Source organism: Pseudomonas sp. CFBP13509 (assembly GCF_005233485.1).
Classification (GTDB): domain Bacteria; phylum Pseudomonadota; class Gammaproteobacteria; order Pseudomonadales; family Pseudomonadaceae; genus Aquipseudomonas; species Aquipseudomonas marginalis.
Map to the genome: position 1 here is coordinate 39194 of NZ_QGAA01000020.1, position 20121 is coordinate 59314.

Annotated in this window: 16 protein-coding genes and 4 tRNA genes; 2 read left to right on the forward strand and 18 right to left on the reverse strand. The window is 61.9% G+C overall.

The window, feature by feature from the left end; translation table 11 throughout:
* The first annotated feature begins 272 nt into the window (after window positions 1–272).
* Entirely contained in the window at window positions 273–1703 is a 1431-nt protein-coding gene (locus PspCFBP13509_RS26010; protein WP_137212878.1) for a DHA2 family efflux MFS transporter permease subunit, read from the forward strand.
* Window positions 1704–1733: 30 nt separating this feature from the next.
* Here the strand turns inward: PspCFBP13509_RS26010 and PspCFBP13509_RS26015 are convergent, their stop codons facing one another.
* Window positions 1734–2174, reverse strand: a complete 441-nt coding sequence (locus tag PspCFBP13509_RS26015; protein WP_065948011.1) for a hypothetical protein — start codon at window positions 2172–2174, stop codon at window positions 1734–1736.
* Between the two features lie 164 nt (window positions 2175–2338).
* Window positions 2339–2415 (reverse strand) — tRNA-Val (locus PspCFBP13509_RS26020).
* A 184-nt stretch (window positions 2416–2599) separates the two neighbouring features.
* On the opposite strand from PspCFBP13509_RS26020, the gene PspCFBP13509_RS26025 reads away from it, so the two are divergent.
* A complete protein-coding gene (locus PspCFBP13509_RS26025; protein WP_137212879.1) occupies window positions 2600–3883 on the forward strand; it encodes an NAD(P)/FAD-dependent oxidoreductase in 1284 nt (427 codons plus the stop codon).
* A 157-nt stretch (window positions 3884–4040) separates the two neighbouring features.
* On the opposite strand, the gene PspCFBP13509_RS26030 is transcribed toward PspCFBP13509_RS26025, so the two are convergent.
* The 16 genes from PspCFBP13509_RS26030 to leuB all read right to left on the reverse strand — a co-directional run bounded on the left by PspCFBP13509_RS26030 (window position 4041) and on the right by leuB (window position 20109).
* Window positions 4041–4117, reverse strand: a tRNA-Asp gene (locus PspCFBP13509_RS26030).
* A 104-nt stretch (window positions 4118–4221) separates the two neighbouring features.
* Window positions 4222–4298, reverse strand: a tRNA-Asp gene (locus PspCFBP13509_RS26035).
* A gap of 55 nt (window positions 4299–4353) precedes the next feature.
* Window positions 4354–4429 (reverse strand) — tRNA-Val (locus PspCFBP13509_RS26040).
* Window positions 4430–4536: 107 nt separating this feature from the next.
* The gene (locus PspCFBP13509_RS26045; RefSeq protein WP_027604081.1) at window positions 4537–5301 is read right to left on the reverse strand and encodes an SDR family oxidoreductase; all 765 of its coding nucleotides are present in this window, start codon (window positions 5299–5301) and stop codon (window positions 4537–4539) included.
* 11 nt (window positions 5302–5312) lie between these two features.
* Window positions 5313–6524 carry an O-succinylhomoserine sulfhydrylase gene (locus PspCFBP13509_RS26050; RefSeq protein ID WP_065927246.1) on the reverse strand — a complete coding sequence of 404 codons (1212 nt, stop codon included), beginning with the start codon at window positions 6522–6524 and terminating at the stop codon, window positions 5313–5315.
* A gap of 65 nt (window positions 6525–6589) precedes the next feature.
* Window positions 6590–8095 (reverse strand): amidophosphoribosyltransferase, encoded by a 1506-nt coding sequence (gene purF / locus PspCFBP13509_RS26055; RefSeq protein WP_027604079.1) that lies wholly within the window; start codon window positions 8093–8095, stop codon window positions 6590–6592.
* A gap of 41 nt (window positions 8096–8136) precedes the next feature.
* Entirely contained in the window at window positions 8137–8694 is a 558-nt protein-coding gene (locus PspCFBP13509_RS26060) for a CvpA family protein (RefSeq protein ID WP_003192538.1), read from the reverse strand.
* Between the two features lie 161 nt (window positions 8695–8855).
* Window positions 8856–9515: an SPOR domain-containing protein gene (locus PspCFBP13509_RS26065; RefSeq protein ID WP_065927245.1), complete on the reverse strand. Its 660-nt coding sequence runs from the start codon at window positions 9513–9515 to the stop codon at window positions 8856–8858.
* Window positions 9499–10806 (reverse strand): bifunctional tetrahydrofolate synthase/dihydrofolate synthase, encoded by a 1308-nt coding sequence (gene folC, locus PspCFBP13509_RS26070; protein ID WP_137212880.1) that lies wholly within the window; start codon window positions 10804–10806, stop codon window positions 9499–9501. Before folC ends, PspCFBP13509_RS26065 begins: the two co-directional genes overlap by 17 nt.
* Window positions 10803–11723 carry an acetyl-CoA carboxylase, carboxyltransferase subunit beta gene (gene accD / locus PspCFBP13509_RS26075; protein WP_027604076.1) on the reverse strand — a complete coding sequence of 307 codons (921 nt, stop codon included), beginning with the start codon at window positions 11721–11723 and terminating at the stop codon, window positions 10803–10805. The genes folC and accD overlap by 4 nt, the downstream gene beginning before the upstream one ends.
* Window positions 11724–11966: 243 nt before the next feature.
* Entirely contained in the window at window positions 11967–12599 is a 633-nt protein-coding gene (locus PspCFBP13509_RS26080) for a phosphoribosylanthranilate isomerase (protein ID WP_065927243.1), read from the reverse strand.
* Window positions 12600–12663: 64 nt separating this feature from the next.
* Entirely contained in the window at window positions 12664–13488 is an 825-nt protein-coding gene (gene truA, locus PspCFBP13509_RS26085; RefSeq protein ID WP_027604074.1) for a tRNA pseudouridine(38-40) synthase TruA, read from the reverse strand.
* A gap of 140 nt (window positions 13489–13628) precedes the next feature.
* Window positions 13629–16190 carry a FimV/HubP family polar landmark protein gene (locus PspCFBP13509_RS26090; protein WP_137212881.1) on the reverse strand — a complete coding sequence of 854 codons (2562 nt, stop codon included), beginning with the start codon at window positions 16188–16190 and terminating at the stop codon, window positions 13629–13631.
* Between the two features lie 163 nt (window positions 16191–16353).
* Window positions 16354–17364 (reverse strand): aspartate-semialdehyde dehydrogenase, encoded by a 1011-nt coding sequence (locus PspCFBP13509_RS26095; RefSeq protein WP_065947094.1) that lies wholly within the window; start codon window positions 17362–17364, stop codon window positions 16354–16356.
* 485 nt (window positions 17365–17849) lie between these two features.
* Window positions 17850–18962, reverse strand: a complete 1113-nt coding sequence (asd, locus tag PspCFBP13509_RS26100; protein ID WP_027604071.1) for an aspartate-semialdehyde dehydrogenase — start codon at window positions 18960–18962, stop codon at window positions 17850–17852.
* 64 nt (window positions 18963–19026) lie between these two features.
* Complete coding sequence (gene leuB / locus PspCFBP13509_RS26105) at window positions 19027–20109, reverse strand: 3-isopropylmalate dehydrogenase (RefSeq protein WP_017530190.1); 1083 nt, start codon at window positions 20107–20109, stop codon at window positions 19027–19029.
* Between the last annotated feature and the right edge of the window lie 12 nt (window positions 20110–20121).

A 20121-nucleotide genomic window follows, 5' to 3' on the forward strand; every position in this document is an offset into this window, starting at 1 on the left:
CGTGCAGTCGGCTCGGTTTTTTATTGTTGGCCCGTCAGGGCGAGCGTCAGTGGCGGCAACTGTGCTGCCTGGGAGCGGGAGGTGTCCAACAAGAAAAATTGTTGCTGCAAACCAATAAATTTTGTGGGTAATTGAGTAGTCCACAAGTAACAAGACGTGGACAGACCATGAAGGATTCGCTCATCTTAACGCCGCCCGTTTATCGTGCGCGGCGCATCAGGCAGTTGGTCGGCCTTCTTCATCAAACCGTTCACTGAAAAAGGGCAGCACCGGTGAGCTCAGCCACTCCAGATTCCGCCGCGCAAAACCGCCTCAGCCTACAAACCAGTCTGATCGCCCTGGTGGTCGCCGTGACCTTCTTCATGGAGAACCTCGACGCCACGGTTATCGCCACCGCGCTGCCAACCATGGCATCGGCCTTTGGCGTGACACCGGTCGACATGAACATCGGCATCACTGCCTATATCCTCGCCGTGGCGATCTGCATACCGCTGTCCAGCTGGGTCGCCGACCGCTTTGGTGCGCGCCGGGTATTCGCTGGCGCAATCATCCTGTTCACCCTCGCTTCGCTGCTCTGCGGGCTCAGCCAAAGTATCGAGATGTTCGTGTTCGCCCGCGTCCTGCAGGGCATCGGCGGCGCATTGATGGTGCCCGTGGGGCGCCTGGCCGTGCTGCGTAATACGGATAAGAAAGACTTGGTGAAAATGATCGCGATCATTACCTGGCCCGGCCTGGTCGCGCCGATTCTGGGGCCGCTGGTCGGCGGCTTGATCGTGACGCATGCATCGTGGCCATGGATCTTCTACGTGAATCTGCCGCTGGGTGCGCTGGCATTGGCCGCCGCACTATGGCTTGTACCGGAAGACCGTGAAGCCAGCGTGCGCCAGTTCGATGCCAAGGGTTTTGTACTGCTGGCAGGCGCCTGTGTGGCCCTGCTGGGCGGGCTGGAATGGCTGGGTAACCAGACCGGTGAACGCCTTATTCCAGGCGCCGTGCTGGTCGCGGCAGGCATCGCGCTGGCAGTGTGGGCCGTGCACCATTGCCGCCATGCCAGCGACCCGTTATTGCCGCTCGAGACCCTGTCCATCGATACATTTCGTGTGAGCATCTATGGCGGCTCGCTGTTTCGCCTGGCCATCAGCGCCCTGCCGTTCCTGCTGCCGCTGCTGTTTCAAGTCGCCTTTGGCTTGTCCCCGGTGGACGCAGGCTTGCTGGTGCTGGCGGTATTCGCTGGCAATCTGGCGATGAAGCCGTTCACCACGGCCATTATGCGCCGCTATGGGTTTCGCCGGGTCTTGCTGGTGAACGGGATAATCGGCGTGGTGTCGATAGCCGCTTGCGCGCTTTTCACGGTGCAGACCCCATTTGTGCTGATCGCGGCCGTGTTATTTGTGGGAGGGTTGTCCCGCTCGATGCAGTTCACCTGCTACAACTCGATCGGCTTCGCGGATGTGCCCAAACCGCGCATGAGTGAGGCCTCGGCACTGTTCAGCATGTCATTCCAGCTGGCCATGGGGATGGGCGTAACGGTGGCGGCGCTGCTGCTACGAGCATCCATGACCCAGCAGGGGCATGAGATGCAGGCACAGGTCGGGGATTTTCGCGTGGCGTTCGTCGGCGTGGCGCTGCTGGGAGCGTGGGCGCTGGTGGATGTGTATCGCTTGACGGTGGGAGCGGGAGAAAGTGTGTTGAATCGACAGTGAAGGCTGCGACTCAACACACTGTTGCCAGTATCAGGCGGTGGTACTAACCATCGAACCCGACGTGCTGTTGCCCTCATCGGTGACTGCCTGCAACAGTGCGGAAGTCACTGTCTGCAACGCCGCCGCAGTGCCGGCGATCTGCATCTGCGCCGCCGCTACTGCCGCCGCTTTGGCTTCTGCACTCTGGTTGCTGGACTGAGCTTTCTGCAAGGCTTGCTGCTGCGCTTGAAGCTGCTTTTGCAACTGCTCGATCTGCTTCTTCAACTCTTTGACGGTATCGGACTCCTTCGAGAGCGAGGAGGCTTGGCCACCGCCACCGCCACTTACACCTGCCGCACCATTGGAATCAGCGTGCATGTTGACGGTCGTGCCGCCTGCGCTGCTTGTGCTTTCCTTGGTCGCGGCAGCCGTCGAGCTGACAGTGCTTGGAGTGCTTGCTACGGAGGCGGTAGTGCTGATGTTGATAAGCATGCCAAGTGTCCGAGAGTAAGAGATTTGCGATCTCTATCGGCCTGGGTGTCGATTACTTTAGGCGGGGGGTGGGAAGATTTTCGGGTAGTAATAAATCGCATGAACAAAAAAGGGCCCACCTTTCGGTGAGCCCTTCTAGACCGCCCAGCAGAGCGGATTTTGTTTGGTAGGCGCGATTGGACTCGAACCAACGACCCCCACCATGTCAAGGTGGTGCTCTAACCAACTGAGCTACGTGCCTGCTGTGAGGCGGCATTCTACGGAATTCCGGAGGGGTGTCAACATCTTTTTTGCAGCTAACCCTATGAATATGCGAATTATTTATTTGCAGCCGGCGCACCGCACTTTTTGGGGTGGCTGGCAGGCAATTTTCAACTCAGGTAGGATCAGGGCACTCGTAAAAAATATAAAACAGAGGTTCCAGGATGGCGAACACCCCCTACCCCCAGTCGTATTACGCCGCTTCCGCCAATGCCGTTCCGCCGCGCCCAATGTTGCAAGGCGACGTCGAAACCGATGTGTGCGTGATTGGCGCCGGCTATACCGGCCTATCCAGCGCGCTGTTTCTGCTGGAGAACGGTTTTCGCGTGACGGTGCTGGAAGCTGCCAAGGTGGGTTTTGGCGCGTCGGGCCGCAATGGTGGACAGATCGTCAACAGCTACAGCCGTGACATTGATGTGATCGAGCGCAGCGTCGGCCCCCAGCAGGCGCAGTTGCTGGGGCAGATGGCGTTCGAGGGTGGCAGGATCATTCGCGAGCGTGTGGCCAAATACCAGATCCAGTGCGACCTGAAGGACGGCGGCGTGTTCGCGGCACTCAACAGCAAGCACATGGGCCACCTGGAGTCGCAGAAACGCTTGTGGGAGCGCTACGGCCATACACAGCTGGAGTTGCTGGACGAGCGCCGCATTCATGAGGTCGTGGCCTGTGACAACTATGTCGGCGGACTGCTGGACATGAGTGGCGGCCATATCCACCCACTCAACCTGGCACTCGGTGAAGCCGCCGCCGTGGAGTCTCTGGGCGGGACGATCTACGAACAATCGGCGGCGGTGCGCATCGAGCGTGGCGCCAACCCGGTGGTCCATACGGCAGAAGGTAAAGTCAGGGCCAAGTTCATCATCGTCGCGGGCAATGCCTACCTGGGCAACCTGGTGCCGGAGCTGGCGGCCAAGTCGATGCCCTGTGGCACCCAGGTGATCACGACGGCGCCACTCGGGGATGAGCTGGCCAGGACACTCCTGCCGCAGGATTACTGCGTAGAGGACTGCAACTACCTGCTCGACTACTATCGCCTCACCAGTGACAAGCGCCTGATCTTCGGCAGCGGCGTGGTGTATGGCGCGCGCGACCCGGCGAACATCGAAGCAATCATCCGCCCGAAGATGCTCAAGGCCTTCCCGCAACTCAAGGATGTGAAGATCGACTACGCCTGGACCGGCAACTTCCTGCTGACCCTGTCGCGCTTGCCGCAGGTTGGTCGCCTGGGCGACAACATCTACTACTCACAAGGCTGCAGCGGCCATGGCGTGACGTACACCCACCTGGCGGGCAAGGTCCTGGCGGAAGCGCTGAGAGGCCAGGCAGAGCGCTTCGATGCGTTTGCCGACCTGCCGCACTACCCATTCCCGGGCGGGCAACTGTTGCGCACACCGTTTGCGGCACTGGGAGCTTGGTACTACGGGCTGCGGGATAAGCTGGGCTTCTGACAAATCAATGGGAGCCGGTTCGCCGGCTCCCGCAAAAAATTGCCAAATTGCAGACACAAAAAACCCCGGTCTTTCGACCAGGGTCTTTGCTATCGGATCAAAGTAGCCAGTGGCTTTCTTTGTGCTTCAAGGCGTTCAGCGGGCCTTGAGGCAGATATGGCGCAGCGGACGGGACTCGAACCCGCGACCCCCGGCGTGACAGGCCGGTATTCTAACCGACTGAACTACCGCTGCGTATCGCTTGACCGGCTGAGCAAACCGCCTCAACCGTCTTTGAACATCTGATTGATCAGCTTGGCTGTTCAACCTCAAGCCCGATAAATCGAACCTGGAAAATATGGCGCAGCGGACGGGACTCGAACCCGCGACCCCCGGCGTGACAGGCCGGTATTCTAACCGACTGAACTACCGCTGCGCGTCGGTGCAACCTTTAACGTTGCGTCCTGCCCGAAGGCAAAACTCTCAAGAAGTGGTGGGTGATGACGGGATCGAACCGCCGACCCTCTGCTTGTAAGGCAGATGCTCTCCCAGCTGAGCTAATCACCCTTTGCTTCGTTGAGGCCGCGAAATTTACGCAGGTAGCGGACCTAAGTCAATAGCCTGCTTGAAGTTTTTCTGAAAAAGACAAAATGGCTTCAAGACGGCTACCCGTCCTACTCGCTGTAAATCATCTTCTTGCTCATGCCACCGTCCACCACAAACTCTTGCCCGGTGACAAACCCGGCCTGGCGCGACAGCAACCACGCCACCATCGCTGCCACGTCCTCTACCGTACCCACCCTGCCCGCCGGATGCTGGGCATGATCGGCATCGGTCAAAGGCTCGGCACGCCGCGCAGCTGGATCACGGGCATCAATCCAGCCAGGACTGACCGCATTCACCCGCACTTCCGGCCCGAGGCTGATCGCCAAGGCGTGAGTAAGGGCCAACAGGCCACCCTTGCTCGCCGCATAAGCCTCGGTATCCGGCTCCGACTGACGAGCCCGGGTCGACGCCAGGTTGACGATGGCGCCGCCGTGGGCACGCAGGTAAGGCGCACAGTGCTTGGCCAGCAACATCGGCCCACTGAGGTTAACGGCCAGCACGCGATTCCAGTAAGCCAGGTCAAGGCTTTCCAGGGTGATGTTGTGCGGGTCGGCCACCGCAGCGTTACAGACCAACGCGTCCAGGCGACCGAATTGCCCCAGGACTTCGGCGACCCCCTGGGCCACCTGTTTCTCGTCAGCCACGTCCATGGTGATAAACCAGGCGTTTTCGCCCAGCACCTTGGACACCTTGGAACCGCGCTCGCGGTCGAGGTCGGTCAAGACCACCTGCCAGCCTTCGCTGATCAGCCACGCCGCAATCCCGAGACCAATACCCCGCGCCGCGCCCGTCACCAGGGCGACGCGCCCATTACTGGCCGCCGCGGCCTCCAGGGACCACTCGATCACAAGGCAGCCAGCCCGCGAGCCAGGTCAGCCTGCAGATCCGTGACATCTTCCAGGCCGACCGCGATGCGGATCAGGCTGTCCCGGATACCGGCCGCCTCACGCTCCTGCGGCGCCAGGCGTCCGTGGGACGTGGTGCTCGGATGGGTAATGGTGGTCTTGCTGTCGCCCAGGTTGGCCGTGATGGAGATCAGGCGCGTCGCATCGATAAAGCGCCAGGCGCCCTCTTTGCCGCCCTTCACTTCGAAACTTACCACGGCGCCGAAACCACGTTGCTGGCGCTGGGCCAACGCGTGCTGCGGGTGGCTCTTGAGGCCGGCGTAATGCACTTTTTCGATACCGTCCTGCTGCTCCAGCCACTCGGCCAGGGCCTGGGCGTTGGCGCAATGGGCCTTCATGCGCAGGCTGAGGGTTTCCAGGCCCTTGAGGAAGATCCAGGCGTTGAACGGGCTCAGGGTCGGGCCGGCGGTGCGCAGGAAGCCCACCACCTCCTTCATCTGCTCGCTGCGACCGGCAACCACGCCGCCCATGCAACGGCCCTGGCCATCGATAAACTTGGTGGCCGAGTGCACCACAATGTCCGCGCCCAGCTTCAGCGGCTGCTGCAAGGCAGGCGTGCAGAAACAGTTGTCGACCACCAGCATCGCGCCTTTGGCGTGAGCCACTTCGGACAACGCGGCGATATCCACCAACTCGGCCAACGGATTGGACGGCGACTCGACGAACAGCAGCTTGGTGTTGGACTTGATTGCCGCACCCCACCCGGACAGATCCGCCAGGGGCACGTAGTCCACTTCGATACCGAAGCGCTTGAAATACTTCTCGAACAGGCTGATGGTCGAACCGAACACGCTGCGCGACACCAGCACGTGGTCGCCGGCACTGCACAGGCTCATCACCACCGCCAGGATCGCCGCCATGCCGGTGGCCGTTGCCACCGCCTGCTCTGCGCCTTCCAGGGCCGCAATACGCTCTTCGAACGCGCGCACAGTCGGGTTGGTGTAGCGGGAATAAACGTTACCCGGCACTTCGCCAGCAAAGCGCGCCGCGGCGTCGGCCGCTGTGCGGAACACGTAGCTGGAGGTGAAGAACATCGGGTCACCGTGCTCACCTTCCGGGGTACGGTGCTGGCCGGCGCGCACAGCCAGGGTATCGAAAGCTACGCCATCGAGGTCGCTGTCCAAGCGACCGGCATCCCATTCCTGACTCATGCTGCGACTCCTTACTCAATTCTTTATTTAAGATACAAAACCGGCCCCTCAGGGCCGGTGTCTACTCAGTTGTTGTACAGATCGATGATCGCGCTGACCGCCTGGGTCTTGATCTTCGACGAGTCGTTACGCGCCTGCTCGATCTTGTTCAGGTAGGCCTCGTCGACGTCACCGGTCACGTACTTGCCGTCGAACACGGCGCAGTCGAACTGCTCGATCTTGATCTTGCCACCGCCGACCGCTTCGATCAGGTCCGGCAGGTCCTGGTAGATCAGCCAATCGGCGCCGATCAGGTCGGCCACGTCCTGGGTCGTGCGGTTGTGGGCGATCAGTTCGTGGGCGCTCGGCATGTCGATACCGTACACGTTCGGGTAACGCACGGCAGGCGCTGCGGAACAGAAGTACACGTTCTTCGCACCGGCCTCACGGGCCATCTGGATGATTTGCTTGCAGGTGGTGCCGCGTACGATGGAGTCGTCCACCAGCATCACGTTCTTGCCGCGAAATTCCAGTTCGATGGCGTTGAGCTTCTGGCGCACCGACTTCTTGCGGGCCGCCTGGCCCGGCATGATGAAGGTGCGACCGATGTAACGGTTCTTCACGAAGCCTTCGCGGAACTTGACGCCCAGGTGGTTGGCCAATTCCAGCGCAGCAGTACGGCTGGTGTCCGGGATCGGGATCACCACGTCGATGTCGTGCTCGGGACGCTCGCGCAGGATCTTGTCGGCCAGCTTCTCGCCCATGCGCAGGCGCGCCTTGTACACCGACACACCATCGATGATCGAATCCGGACGCGCCAGGTAGACGTGTTCGAAGATGCACGGGGTGAGTTTCGGCGCGACAGCGCACTGACGGGTGTGCAGTTTGCCGTCTTCGGTGATGTACACCGCTTCGCCCGGCGCGAGGTCGCGGATCAGAGTGAAGCCCAGCACGTCCAGGGACACGCTTTCGGACGCGATCATGTACTCGACGCCTTCGTCGGTGTGACGCTGGCCGAACACGATCGGGCGAATACCGTGGGGGTCACGGAAGCCGACGATGCCGTAGCCGGTGATCATCGCAACGACGGCATAACCGCCGACGCAACGGTTATGCACGTCGATCACGGCGGCGAACACATCTTCTTCGGTCGGCTGCAGCTTGCCGCGCTGGGCCAGCTCGTGGGCGAACACGTTGAGCAGCACTTCCGAGTCTGAGCTGGTGTTGACGTGGCGCAGGTCAGATTCGTAAATCTCCTTGGCCAGTTGCTCAACGTTGGTCAGGTTACCGTTATGCGCCAGGGTAATGCCGTAAGGCGAGTTGACGTAGAACGGCTGAGCTTCGGCCGACGTCGAGCTACCGGCGGTCGGGTAACGCACATGGCCAATGCCCATGTGCCCGACGAGGCGCTGCATGTGACGCTGATGGAACACGTCACGTACCAGGCCATTGTCCTTGCGCAGGAATAACCGGCCGTCGTGGCTGGTCACAATACCGGCAGCGTCCTGGCCGCGGTGCTGGAGGACGGTTAGCGCGTCATACAGCGCCTGATTGACGTTCGACTTACCGACGATACCGACGATGCCACACATGCGACGCAACCCCTACTTAATGAATCTTGACTGAACACAACTTACTGCGGCGTTTTGGCCGGCAAGAGGTGTTCCTTGAACGGAAGATCAGCGGGTACGCTGATTCCGCTGGCCAGCCACTGACTGCTCCACCCCAATATGAGGTTCTTGGACCAATCTGCGACCAATAGAAATTTTGGCACGAGTACCGACTCCTGCCACCACGAATCCTGCTGTACCGGCCCCAGGCTCAACAGCCCGACCGCCACGACCACCAGCAACGCACCACGCGCGGCACCGAAGGCCATGCCGAGAAATCGATCGGTCCCGGAGAGGCCGGTGACACGTATCAACTCGCCAATAAGATAATTGACCATTGCCCCCACCAGCAGCGTGGCGATGAACATGATGGCGCAGCCCGCGATGACGCGAGCCGAAGGTGTCTCGATGTATCCGGCCAGGTAGACCGACAACGAACCGCCGAACATCCAGGCTACGACTCCTGCGATGATCCAGGTCAGCAACGACAGTGCTTCTTTTACGAAGCCGCGGCTTAGACTGATCAAAGCGGAGATGGCGACGATTGCAACGATCGCCCAGTCAACCCAGGTAAATGGCACGTTTGAGCCTACGGACGGATAAGGCGGCGCATTTTAGCAGAGCGTCGGGCTGTCGGTAAGCTGTGATTGCGGCTGCTTTGCAAATCAATAGATTGTGGCGGGCCGATCACATTTCAACCTCACCACATTTGATTGGACTTCAGGTTTAAACCGATGCGGGCTCAGCCGCGCTCAGGCTGGAAGCGGGTCACGAAGCCTTTCAGGTTCTGCTGACGGTCCAGCAAATCCCGCAGCCGGTCGGCCTCGGCGCGCTCGATCAGCGGCCCGATAAACACCCGGTTCTTGCCGTCGGCGCTACGGATGTAGGCGTTGTAGCCCTGGGCACGCAGCTTCTTCTGCAAGGCGTCGGCGCCTTCACGATTGCCCAGGCTGGCCACCTGGATCGACCAACTGATCGGCAAGCCGTTCGGGTCGATACGGCTCTGCCCCACATCCGGCTTGCCCGGCGCAGCAGGCTGTGGCGCTACAGGTTTGGGCGCAGGCGCAGGTGTCGCCGGCTTGGCGGCGACCGTCGGAGCAGGTGTCGGCTTGACCACCGGCACGCTTGGCTGCACCGGCATCGACGGCGCCTGCTGCGCGGCCACCTCATCATCGGTCGGCACCGGTTCTTCTTCCGGCAACGCCTGCGGTTCAGGCACCACCACCGGCTCCACCTGCACTTGGGGCACTGCCGGTGCCTGGGGCGCAGCCGGAGCCTCGACGACCACCTGGCGCTGCTCGTCCTGGCGGGAAAACAGCATCGGCAGGAAAATCACCGCCAATGCCACCAGCACCAGGGCTCCAACCATTCGCTGCTTGTATGCGCTATCCAGTAATGCCATCTGCAGCTTCCTCCGTGGAGCGCCGGGCCAACCACTCAAGCGCCTCGGCAACACAATAAAATGATCCGAACAACAGAATTTCGTCCTCGGCCGTCGCCACCGCGCACTGAGCCTCCAGGGCGGCAGTCACGCTTGCATACGACGCCACGGGCGCACCAAGGTTCTGTAACGCGATCTCAAGCTCATGGGCCGGACGGCTGCGGGGCGTATCCAGCGGCGCTACCGCCCAAGCCTGGACGCTGTCCAGCAACGGCGCAACTACGCCCTCCAGGTCCTTATCGGCGAGCAAACCGAATACAGCCAGGCGACGCCCCACCGGCGGCGTGCGTGCCAGGCGCTTGGCCAGGTATTGCGCGGCATGGGGGTTATGCCCCACATCCAGCAACAGGTTCAGGCGCTTGCCGTGCCAGTCGAACACCCGGCGATCCAGGCGCCCGACCACGCGGGTCGCCAGCAACGTCGCAGCAATCTGCTCAGCCTGCCAAGGCAGGTCCAGCAACAGATAGGCTTGCAGCGCGAGTGCGGCGTTCTCCATCGGCAGGTTCAGCAAGGGCAGATCACGCAGCTCCACAGCCTGCCCATGGGCATCCCGGCCGCGCCACTGCCAGTGCCGGTCACCGATTTCAAGATTGAATTCGCGGCCACGCAGGAAGAATGGGCAGCCCAGCTCACGCACCTTGTCCAGCAAGGGCTGCGGCGGATCCAGGTCACCGCACAGCGCAGGCTTGCCCGGGCGGAAAATCCCGGCCTTCTCATAGGCCACGGACTCGCGGGTATCCCCCAGGTAGTCGGCATGGTCCACGCCAATACTGGTGACCAGCGCCAGGTCGGCATCCACCACGTTGACGGTGTCCAGGCGCCCCCCCAGGCCCACTTCCAACACGACCACATCCAGCTGCGCACGCTCGAACAGCCAGAACGCCGCCAGGGTGCCCATTTCGAAGTAAGTCAGGGAAATCTCACCGCGCCCGGCATCGAGTGCGGCGAAGGCTTCGCAGAGTTGCTCATCGCTGGCTTCGACGCCATTGAGTTGCACCCGCTCGTTGTAACGCAGCAAGTGCGGCGAGCTGTACACGCCGACTTTCAGCCCCTGGGCCTGCAGCAGCGCGGCAACAAAGGCACAGGTAGAGCCCTTGCCGTTGGTGCCGGTCACCGTGATCACACGCGGCGCCGGCCGGCCCAACCCAAGGCGGGCCGCTACCTGTTGCGAGCGCTCCAGGCCCATGTCGATGGCGGACGGATGCAACTGCTCGAGGTAGGCGAGCCATTCGCCCAGGGTACGTTGGGTCATAGGTTCGCAGGCACCGGCGGCACAACGATCGGCTCGACTTTAGGCGCGACGTAAACAGGTGTCGGCAGGCCCATCATCTGCGCCAGCAGGCTACCCAGGCGTGGACGCAGCTCACCGCGCGGAATGATCAGGTCGATTGCGCCGTGCTCCAGCAGGAACTCGCTGCGCTGGAAGCCTTCCGGCAGTTTTTCGCGCACGGTCTGCTCGATCACGCGCGGGCCGGCAAAGCCGATCAGGGCTTTTGGCTCACCGACAATCACGTCGCCCAGCATCGCCAGGCTGGCGGAAACACCGCCGTAGACCGGGTCGGTCAGCACGGAGATGAACGGAATGCCTTCTTCGCGCAGACGCGCCAGCACCGCAGAGGTCTTGGCCATTTGCATCAGGGAGATCAACGCTTCCTGCATCCGCGCACCACCGGAGGCGGCGAAGCAGATCATCGGGCAACGGTTTTCCAGGGCGTAGTTGGCCGCGCGCACGAAGCGCTCGCCGACGATGGCCCCCATGGAGCCGCCCATGAAGGAGAACTCGAACGCCGACACCACCACCGGCATGCCCAGCAGCTTGCCGCTGACGGAAATCAGCGCGTCCTTCTCACCGGTCTGCTTTTGCGCAGCGGTCAGGCGGTCCTTGTACTTCTTGCCGTCGCGGAACTTCAGACGGTCGACCGGCTCCAGGTCGGCGCCCAGCTCGTTACGGCCGTCGGCGTCGAGGAAGATATCGATGCGGGCGCGGGCGCCGATACGCATGTGGTGGTTGCACTTGGGGCAAACATCCAGGGTCTTTTCCAGCTCGGGGCGGTACAGCACCGCGTCGCAGGATGGGCACTTGTGCCACAGACCTTCAGGAACCGAGCTTTTCTTCACCTCGGAACGCATGATCGAAGGGATCAGTTTGTCTACTAACCAGTTGCTCATGCTTTCTTTCTCCAGTACCGGTGGCTTGAACACAGCCCCGCGTATGCCCTTGAGCTAAATTCATATGTGGCGATGACGCAGGCTGGACGGGGTCAGACGTTCGACCTGCCATTTCCAGCCTGCATCCTCAGCCTTCCAGACAGCCTGCCTGCGCAGGTTGCCACTTCATTTCCGGGCCGCCCTCAGGCGGCGCCGGGCTGTTTTACACAGTGGTAGTTATGGACGGCGGCAGACTGCCAGCCGTCACATCCCGCCACAGCTGTTGCGCACCGCGTGCATGAATGCGCGAATCCTGTCGTGATCCTTGATGCCCTTGCCTTGCTCTACCCCACCGCTGACATCCACGGCATACGGCCGGACCTGTTGAATCGCCGCACCGACATTCGCTGGGTTGAGCCCCCCGGCCAGGATGATCGGCTTGCTCAATCCTTCGGGGATCAGCGACCAATCGAACGCTTCACCGGTACCACCGGGTACGCCTTCGACATACGTGTCCAGCAGAACGCCACGCGCGCCGGAATAGGCCGCGCAGGCCCTCGCTATATCGTCACCCGCCTTGACCCGCAACGCCTTGATATACGGGCGTTGGTAGCTTTCACATTCATCCGGGGTTTCGTCGCCGTGAAATTGCAGCATATCCAGCTGCACGGCATCCAGGGTTTCGTTGAGTTCGCAGCGGCTGGCGTTGACGAACAAGCCCACGGTGGTCACGAACGGCGGCAGCGCCGCAATGATCGCCCGCGCCTGCAACACATTCACCGCCCGCGGGCTCCTGGCATAAAACACCAGGCCAATGGCATCCGCCCCCGCCTCGACTGCCGCCAGCGCGTCTTCTATGCGGGTAATCCCGCAAATCTTGCTGCGAACGACAGGCATGTCGTAGAAACCTCAGGGGTTGGACCGATAAAGTCCCGGATGGTAACAAAAGCTATTCCGGGCGTCAGCCGCCAAGTTCACTGAACCCTGTGAGGAAGTGTGGCCCGATGAAGCGCTGCGGCAGTTCGAACTCGTCGCGGTACTCCACATCCACCAGGTACAGGCCAAACGGATGCGCCGTGACGCCGCCCGTGCGGCGAATGCGGCTTTCCAGCACTTCCCTGGCCCATTCCACCGGGCGCTCGCCGGTGCCGATGGTCATCAATACGCCCGCAATGTTACGCACCATATGGTGCAGGAAGGCGCCGGCGCGGATGTCCAGCACGATCATCTTGCCGTGGCGAGTCACCCGCAGGTGGTGGACTTCCTTGATCGGCGACTTGGCCTGGCACTGGCCGGCACGAAACGCACTGAAATCATGCACCCCTACCAGATGCTGCGCAGCCTCGGCCATGCGTTCGGCATCCAGCGGACGGTGGTTCCAGGTGATTTCTTCGTTGAGGTGCGCGGGACGGATCTGGTCGTTGTAGATCACATAGCGATAACGCCGGGCAATCGCCTTGAAGCGCGCATGAAAGTGCGCAGGCATGACCTTGGCCCAACTTACGCTGACGTCATGGGGCAAATTGATATTGGCGCCCATCACCCAGGCCTTCATCGTGCGTTCGGCCTGGGTATCGAAGTGCACCACCTGGCCGCAGGCATGCACACCGGCATCGGTACGCCCGGCACACATCAACGACACCGGGGAGTCAGCCACTTTCGACAGCGCCTTCTCCAGGGTTTCCTGCACCGTCAGCACGCCTGACGCCTGGCGCTGCCAGCCGCGATAGCGCGAGCCTTTGTATTCCACGCCGAGGGCGATGCGGTAAAAGCCAGCGGCCGCCATTTCGGCGGCCGGGTTATCTATATTTGCCAAGAACTGAGAGCCTGATGAGTTACGCGAAGGCGGCCATTATAAATGCGCCAGCTGCGTGGCGTGCGCTTTTGTTGGGGATTGACCTTCCCACACCGCACCTGCATCAACCTTCAGATTTTGCCGAGCATTTCCTTGGCCTCGCCGCGCTGCGCCTCATCACCTTCGGTGAGCACTTCAGAGAGAATGTCCCGCGCGCCGTCGGCATCCCCCATGTCGATATAGGCCTGGGCGAGGTCTAGCTTGGTGGCGACTTCATTCGTACCGGACAGGAAATCGAACTCCGGCTCATCATCGCCCAGCGCCGCGTCCTCAGCGGTAAAGGAAGGTTCGATGGGCGGACTTTCCAGGCTCTGGGACAGGCGATCCAGCTCGGCGTTGACATCGTCCAGCTCCGAAGCGAAGGCATCAGGCTTGGCCGCTGCGTCTGGTTCGTCCGCCAGGGACAAGTCGAAATCCTCCGGCAAATCGAAGTCATCCAGCGCCGATGGGGTCAGCGTCGGCGGCTCCACGGCAGACACATCCTTCATCTGGTCCTCAAGACCGGAAAGGAAGTCGTCGTCGGATTGCTCGGACGCCGGGTCATTGAGTTGCAGGTCCAGGTCGAAGTCCGACAGGTCTTCCTCGCCGGCCTTGGGCGCCGATTGCTGCTCCAGGAGCGCTGCAAACGTCTGCTCGTCGTCCAGGCTGGCTGGCGAAGCCGCCTCCAGCTCATCCAGGCTCAGGTCGAAATCGGTGTCGAGTGCATTGGGCTCGGCGGCCGGGGCAGCCGGTTTGTCTTCCAGCAGGTCCTTGACGTACTGAGCGTCAAGGGCCGCGGCGGCAACCGCGGCACTGACGCCCGCCGCCAATACCGCCATCGCAGGAAAGCGCGACTTGAGCTGCTCGACCTGGGCATGGTTTTCACCATTGGCCACCAGTTGACGCTCCTGGGTCACGAAACCGTCCTTGTCGCTTTGCAGGCCGTAGACCTCCATCAGCTTCAACCGCAGGTCGCTGCGCTTGGGCTCGTGCTTGATCGCTTGCTCCAGCACATCGGCGGCCTGGTTCAGATGACCACGGTCGATATGGGACTGGGCTTGCGCCAGGGCATCGTTGGCGTTTTGCGGGGCCACGGCAGCGGCCAGCGGCGCGAGCACGGAGGCAACCGTCGGAACCGCTACCGCCGGCGCAACCACTGGAGCAGGTGCCGGAGCGGCTGCCAGCTTGACGTTCGGCGGCGGCACTTCGAGGCCTTCGAAACTGTCCGACGGCAGGTCCTGTTCGATGCTTGAGGTAAATTCCGGCTCTTCAGCCAGCGCCCGCGCCATGCGCAAGTGCTTTTCCTCTTCACGGCGGGCGTTGCGATGGCGCGCCCACAACAGCAGGAGCAGCAACACCACCAGGCCAGCCGCACCGCCGATCACACCGAGGACAACCGGATTGGTCAGCAGATCATTGAACTTGCCTTCCGTGGTGTCAGGTGCCGTGGCCGGCGTAGCTGCCTCAGGTGCCGGCGCCGCCGGGGTTGGCGTTGGCGCGGCGGCCTGTGCAGCGGGTGCGGCCGGCGTGGCGGCCGGGTCGCTTGCCAGCTGTGCGGGCATCGCTGCCGTCGCCGCTACGGCCGGGGCACCTTTGTCTGCCTGCAAACGGGCCAGTTGATCGTTTTTCAGTTGAATCAACTTTTGCAGTTTATCCAACTGGCTTTGCAGATCTGCCGCACGGCTCTTGAGTTCTTCGTTATCGCGGCGGGTGGTGTCCAGTTGCTCCTGGGTCATCGCCAGCTTGTCACTCAAGACCTGGCTGTCACCGGCCTTGCCCTTGCCGCCCCTCCTGGCTGCTTCAGCCGAGACCAGGCTCAGGTTGTCCTGGGTATTGGTGGTCGACGGCGCATTGCCGGCCTGGGCACGCTTGGTGGCGTCCAGTTGCTGCTTACCGGCCGCCTGATTGGTCGCCCCGCGCCGACCCTGGCGCCAGGCGGCATTTTGTACCCTCACTTCGGCAATTGCCTGAGGCTGCGGCAACGCCGTGCTTTGTACGGTGTCCGGCAGGCGCAGCACCTGGCCGGTTTTCAGGCGGTTGATATTGCCGTCGATAAAGGCGTCGGGATTGAGTGCCTGAATGGCCAGCATGGTCTGCTGCACCGAGCCGCCATTGCGGTGCTTCTGCGCAATTTCCCACAGGGTGTCGCGGGAGGTGGTGGTGTGCTGGGCCGGCTTGCTCACAGCGGGCGCACTGCGGGCGGGCGTTCCCACGCGCGGTGCAGGTGCTGCGGGGGTCGAAGCCGACTGGTCGAACTTGGCAGGGTCGAGCAACACGCTGTAGTCGCGCATCAAGCGGCCATTGGGCCATTGCACCTGCAGCAGGAAACGTACGTAGGAATCCGGCAGCGGCTTGCTGGAGGTGACGCGCACCACGCTGCGACCGCTGGGATTGATGACCGGGGTAAACGTCAGGTCATCGAGAAACGCCTGGCGATCGACGCCCGCGTCCACGAACGCCTGGGATGAGGCCAGGCTCGGGGTGATCTCGGACGCCGTGAGGCCACCGACATCGAGCAATTCGATTTCCACCGACAACGGCTGGTTCAACTTCGACTTGAGGGTCATTTCCCCCAACTGGAGCGCCTGCGCCATACCGGAGGACAGCGCCGAGGCGGCCGCTATTGCTAACACCAGTTTGCGAACTTGAACCATAGCCTCATCCTTTGTTTGAACACTCCCCGGCCTGCGAGAAGGTTGGTAACCGCTTGCCATAAGGCATGGCGAGCCGATAGGTCACCGACGCGCAATTGTTCCTGCTTGGGGCCAAGCATAGCGCCTGGTTAGAATCAATCTACAAATTGCCGCCAAGTATCTTTTACGCAAGGCGTTTTATCAACAACTGCGCCAGTTGCACGGCGTTAAGGGCGGCGCCCTTGCGTACGTTATCTGACGTCAGCCACAGATTTAGTTCAGCTGCGTCATCCACTCCCGCGCGCACCCGGCCTACATAGACCACATCCTGGCCCACTGCGTCGCCCACGGCTGTAGGGTAATCCCCCTCTTCTACCAGCTCGATACCCGGCGCGGCCTCCAAGGCGCGGTTGACGGCGGCAAGATCGACCGCCGCGCCCAATTGCAATGACACAGTCAGGCTATCGCCAAAAAACACCGGGGCTTGAACGCAAGTTGCGGAAATCTTTAGCAAAGGTAATTCCAGGACTGCGCGCAGTTCGTGAACCAGGCGCTTTTCCAGGGTGGTATGCCCTTGGGCGTCTGGCGTGCCGACTTGTGCCAACAGGTTGAAGGCCATTTGCCGGTCAAAGAACTTAGGTTCCAGAGGGCGCACATTCAGGAGCTCGGCGGTCTGACGTGCCAATTCGCTGACGGCTTCGCGGCCCTGGGCAGACACTGCCAGGCTGGCAGTGACGGCGACACGCTGGATGTCCAGCAAGCCGCGCAACGGCGCCAGCACCACCGCCAGGTTGGTGGCCGACGGGCTCGGGCTGCCGAGCTGGAACGGTTTTTCCAGGCCGTCGAGGACGTGGGCATTGGCTTCCGGCACCACCTGGGGCGCCTGCTCGGCGGGCAAGGCTCCCGACAAGTCGATCACCGAGCAACCCGCCGCCGTGGCTCGCGGCGCGAAGCTCAGGGTGACTTCCGGGCCTGCGGCGAAGAAGGCCAGTTGCACCTTGCTGAAATCGAATTCGTCGACCTCCTTGACCCGTACGTTCTTGCCGCGAAACGGTACCGAGGCGCCAGCAGAGTTACTGCCCGCCAGCAGGTACAGGGTGCCCACCGGGAATTCCAGCTCTTCGAGAATCTGCACCAGGGTTTCACCAACGGTGCCGGTGGCACCGATCACGGCAATTTCAAAGGTCTGGGTCATGGGGGCTGCCTCGGGCATTGCGGGGGGAGCGGCACTTTACCGGGTGGCCGGGAGCGAGGCAATTAACCTGGGTCTGGTGAAGTGGCTGATGGCCCTATCGGGGCATAGGTATCTACACAACTTCCAGTGAATACGGAATCTATGGCAATTAGGCTTCTGTGGTGAGCGGGCTTGCCCCGCGCTGGGTTGCGAAGCAGCCCCAATAAGGTCAACGCAGAGTGCCAGAATCAATCGAGGTGAAGGTTTTGGGGTTGCTTCGCAACCCAGCGCGGGGCAAGCCCGCTCACCACAGAGTTATGTGTCAGCCTTTAAGAGTTGTGTAGATACCTATGCCTATCGAGGGCAAGCCCCTCCCACATTCAACCGAGTTCCAACCTTGAAATGCTGTTCACTGTGGGGGGGCTTGCCCTCGATAGCGCCCGAAAGAACAATAAAAAACCCGCGCCTGTCACCAGAACGCGGGTTTCTATTATTGCTTCAAGCGATCAACGCTCCAGCAAGATCCGCAACATGCGACGCAACGGCTCGGCCGCGCCCCACAGCAGTTGGTCGCCGACGGTGAATGCGCCCAGGTACTGGGTGCCCATGTTCAGCTTGCGCAGACGGCCCACTGGTACATTCAGGGTGCCGGTGACCTTGGTCGGGCTCAGTTCCTGCATGCTGATGTCGCGGTTGTTCGGCACCAGCTTGACCCAGGGGTTGTGCTGGCTGATCAGCCCTTCGATATCGGCGATCGGCACGTCTTTGTTCAGCTTGATGGTCAGCGCCTGGCTGTGGCAGCGCATGGCGCCGATGCGCACGCAGATGCCATCCACCGGGATCGGGCTCTTGAACCGGCCGAGGATCTTGTTGGTCTCGGCCTGGGCCTTCCACTCTTCGCGGCTCTGGCCGTTCGGCAGCTCTTTGTCGATCCACGGGATCAGGCTGCCGGCCAATGGCACACCGAAGTTCTCGGTCGGGTAGGCATCGCTGCGCATGGCTTCGGCCACACGGCGGTCGATGTCGAGGATCGCGCTGGCCGGGTCGGCCAGTTGATCGGCGACGGCGGCGTGGGTCGCGCCCATCTGCTTGATCAACTCACGCATGTTCTGCGCGCCGGCGCCGGACGCCGCCTGGTAGGTCATGGCGCTCATCCACTCGACCAGGCCGGCTTCGAACAGACCGCCCAGGCCCATCAGCATCAGGCTGACGGTGCAGTTGCCGCCCACATAATTCTTGGTGCCGGCATCCAGTTGCTGGTCGATGACCTTGCGGTTGACCGGATCGAGGATGATCACGGCGTCGTCCTGCATGCGCAGGCTCGAGGCGGCGTCGATCCAGTAACCCTGCCAGCCGGCTTCACGCAGCTTGGGGAAGACTTCGCTGGTGTAGTCGCCACCCTGGCAGGTGAGGATCACGTCGAGGGTCTTCAGCTCTTCAATGCTGTAGGCGTCCTTGAGCGGGGCAATATCCTTGCCCACGGACGGCCCTTGGCCACCTACGTTCGAAGTGGTGAAAAACACCGGCTCAATAAGATCGAAATCCTGCTCTTCCAGCATCCGCTGCATGAGCACGGAACCGACCATACCGCGCCAACCGATCAGACCTACACGTTTCATCGCAACTACACCTTGTTAAAAAGTGGGCCGCCTTGCAGCAACAACTGCAAGCGGGCCCGAGAGATTACAGATTCCGCAGCGCGGCGACTACTGCGTCGCCCATTTCCTGCGTACCCACCTTGGTGCAACCCTGCGACCAGATGTCGCCGGTGCGCAAGCCCTGGTCCAGCACCAGGCTCACGGCCTTCTCGATCGCATCCGCGGCGTCGCTCAGGTTGAAGCTGTAACGCAGCATCATCGAGACCGACAGGATGGTCGCCAGCGGGTTGGCAATGCCCTGGCCCGCGATGTCCGGCGCCGAGCCGTGGCAAGGCTCGTACATACCCTTGTTATTGGTGTCCAGGGACGCCGACGGCAGCATGCCGATGGAACCGGTGAGCATCGACGCCTGGTCGGACAGGATGTCGCCGAACAGGTTGTCGGTGACGATCACGTCGAACTGCTTCGGCGCACGGACCAATTGCATGGCGGCGTTGTCGACGTACATGTGGCTCAGTTCGACGTCCGGGTAATCCTTGGCCACTTCTTCGACGATTTCGCGCCACAGTTGGCTGGAGGCCAGGACGTTGGCCTTGTCCACCGAGCAGACCTTCTTGCCGCGTACACGGGCCATGTCGAAACCGACGCGGGCGATACGGCGGATTTCACTCTCGCTGTACGGCAGTGTGTCGTAGGCCTGGCGCTCGCCATTCTCCAGCTCGCGCACGCCCCGTGGCGAGCCAAAGTAGATACCGCCGGTCAGTTCACGCACGATCAGGATGTCCAGGCCCGCCACCACTTCCGGCTTCAGGCTCGACGCATCGGCCAGTTGCGGGTAGAGGATCGCCGGGCGCAGGTTGCCGAACAGGCCAAGTTGCGCGCGGATTTTCAGCAGGCCGCGCTCAGGGCGGATATCACGCTCGATCTTGTCCCACTTCGGGCCACCCACGGCGCCCAGCAGCACGGCATCGGCGGCGCGGGCGCGGTCCAGGGTTTCGTCGGCCAGGGGCACGCCGTGCTTGTCGATGGCAGCGCCGCCGATCACGTCGTGGCTCAATTCGAAGCCCAGGCTGTACTTGCTGTTGGCAAGCTCCAGGACCTTGACCGCTTCGGCCATGATTTCCGGACCAATACCGTCGCCAGGGAGAATCAGAATCTGCTTGCTCATGGGTTCCTCATT

Bases quoted from the DNA above. Each gene is read 5' to 3' on its own strand.
- PspCFBP13509_RS26025 (WP_137212879.1), top strand. From the start codon at position 2,600: ATGGCGAACACCCCCTACCCCCAGTCGTATTACGCCGCTTCCGCCAAT.
- purF (WP_027604079.1), bottom strand. From the start codon at position 8,095: ATGTGTGGCATCGTCGGTATCGTCGGTAAGTCGAACGTCAATCAGGCG.
- PspCFBP13509_RS26065 (WP_065927245.1), bottom strand. From the start codon at position 9,515: ATGGCATTACTGGATAGCGCATACAAGCAGCGAATGGTTGGAGCCCTG.
- PspCFBP13509_RS26050 (WP_065927246.1), bottom strand. From the start codon at position 6,524: ATGAGTCAGGAATGGGATGCCGGTCGCTTGGACAGCGACCTCGATGGC.
- leuB (WP_017530190.1), bottom strand. From the start codon at position 20,109: ATGAGCAAGCAGATTCTGATTCTCCCTGGCGACGGTATTGGTCCGGAA.
- PspCFBP13509_RS26080 (WP_065927243.1), bottom strand. From the start codon at position 12,599: ATGCCTGTCGTTCGCAGCAAGATTTGCGGGATTACCCGCATAGAAGAC.
- folC (WP_137212880.1), bottom strand. From the start codon at position 10,806: ATGACCCAACGTACCCTGGGCGAATGGCTCGCCTACCTCGAGCAGTTG.
- PspCFBP13509_RS26095 (WP_065947094.1), bottom strand. From the start codon at position 17,364: ATGACCCAGACCTTTGAAATTGCCGTGATCGGTGCCACCGGCACCGTT.
- PspCFBP13509_RS26015 (WP_065948011.1), bottom strand. From the start codon at position 2,174: ATGCTTATCAACATCAGCACTACCGCCTCCGTAGCAAGCACTCCAAGC.
- asd (WP_027604071.1), bottom strand. From the start codon at position 18,962: ATGAAACGTGTAGGTCTGATCGGTTGGCGCGGTATGGTCGGTTCCGTG.
- truA (WP_027604074.1), bottom strand. From the start codon at position 13,488: ATGGCGGCCGCTGGCTTTTACCGCATCGCCCTCGGCGTGGAATACAAA.
- accD (WP_027604076.1), bottom strand. From the start codon at position 11,723: ATGAGCAACTGGTTAGTAGACAAACTGATCCCTTCGATCATGCGTTCC.
- PspCFBP13509_RS26090 (WP_137212881.1), bottom strand. From the start codon at position 16,190: ATGGTTCAAGTTCGCAAACTGGTGTTAGCAATAGCGGCCGCCTCGGCG.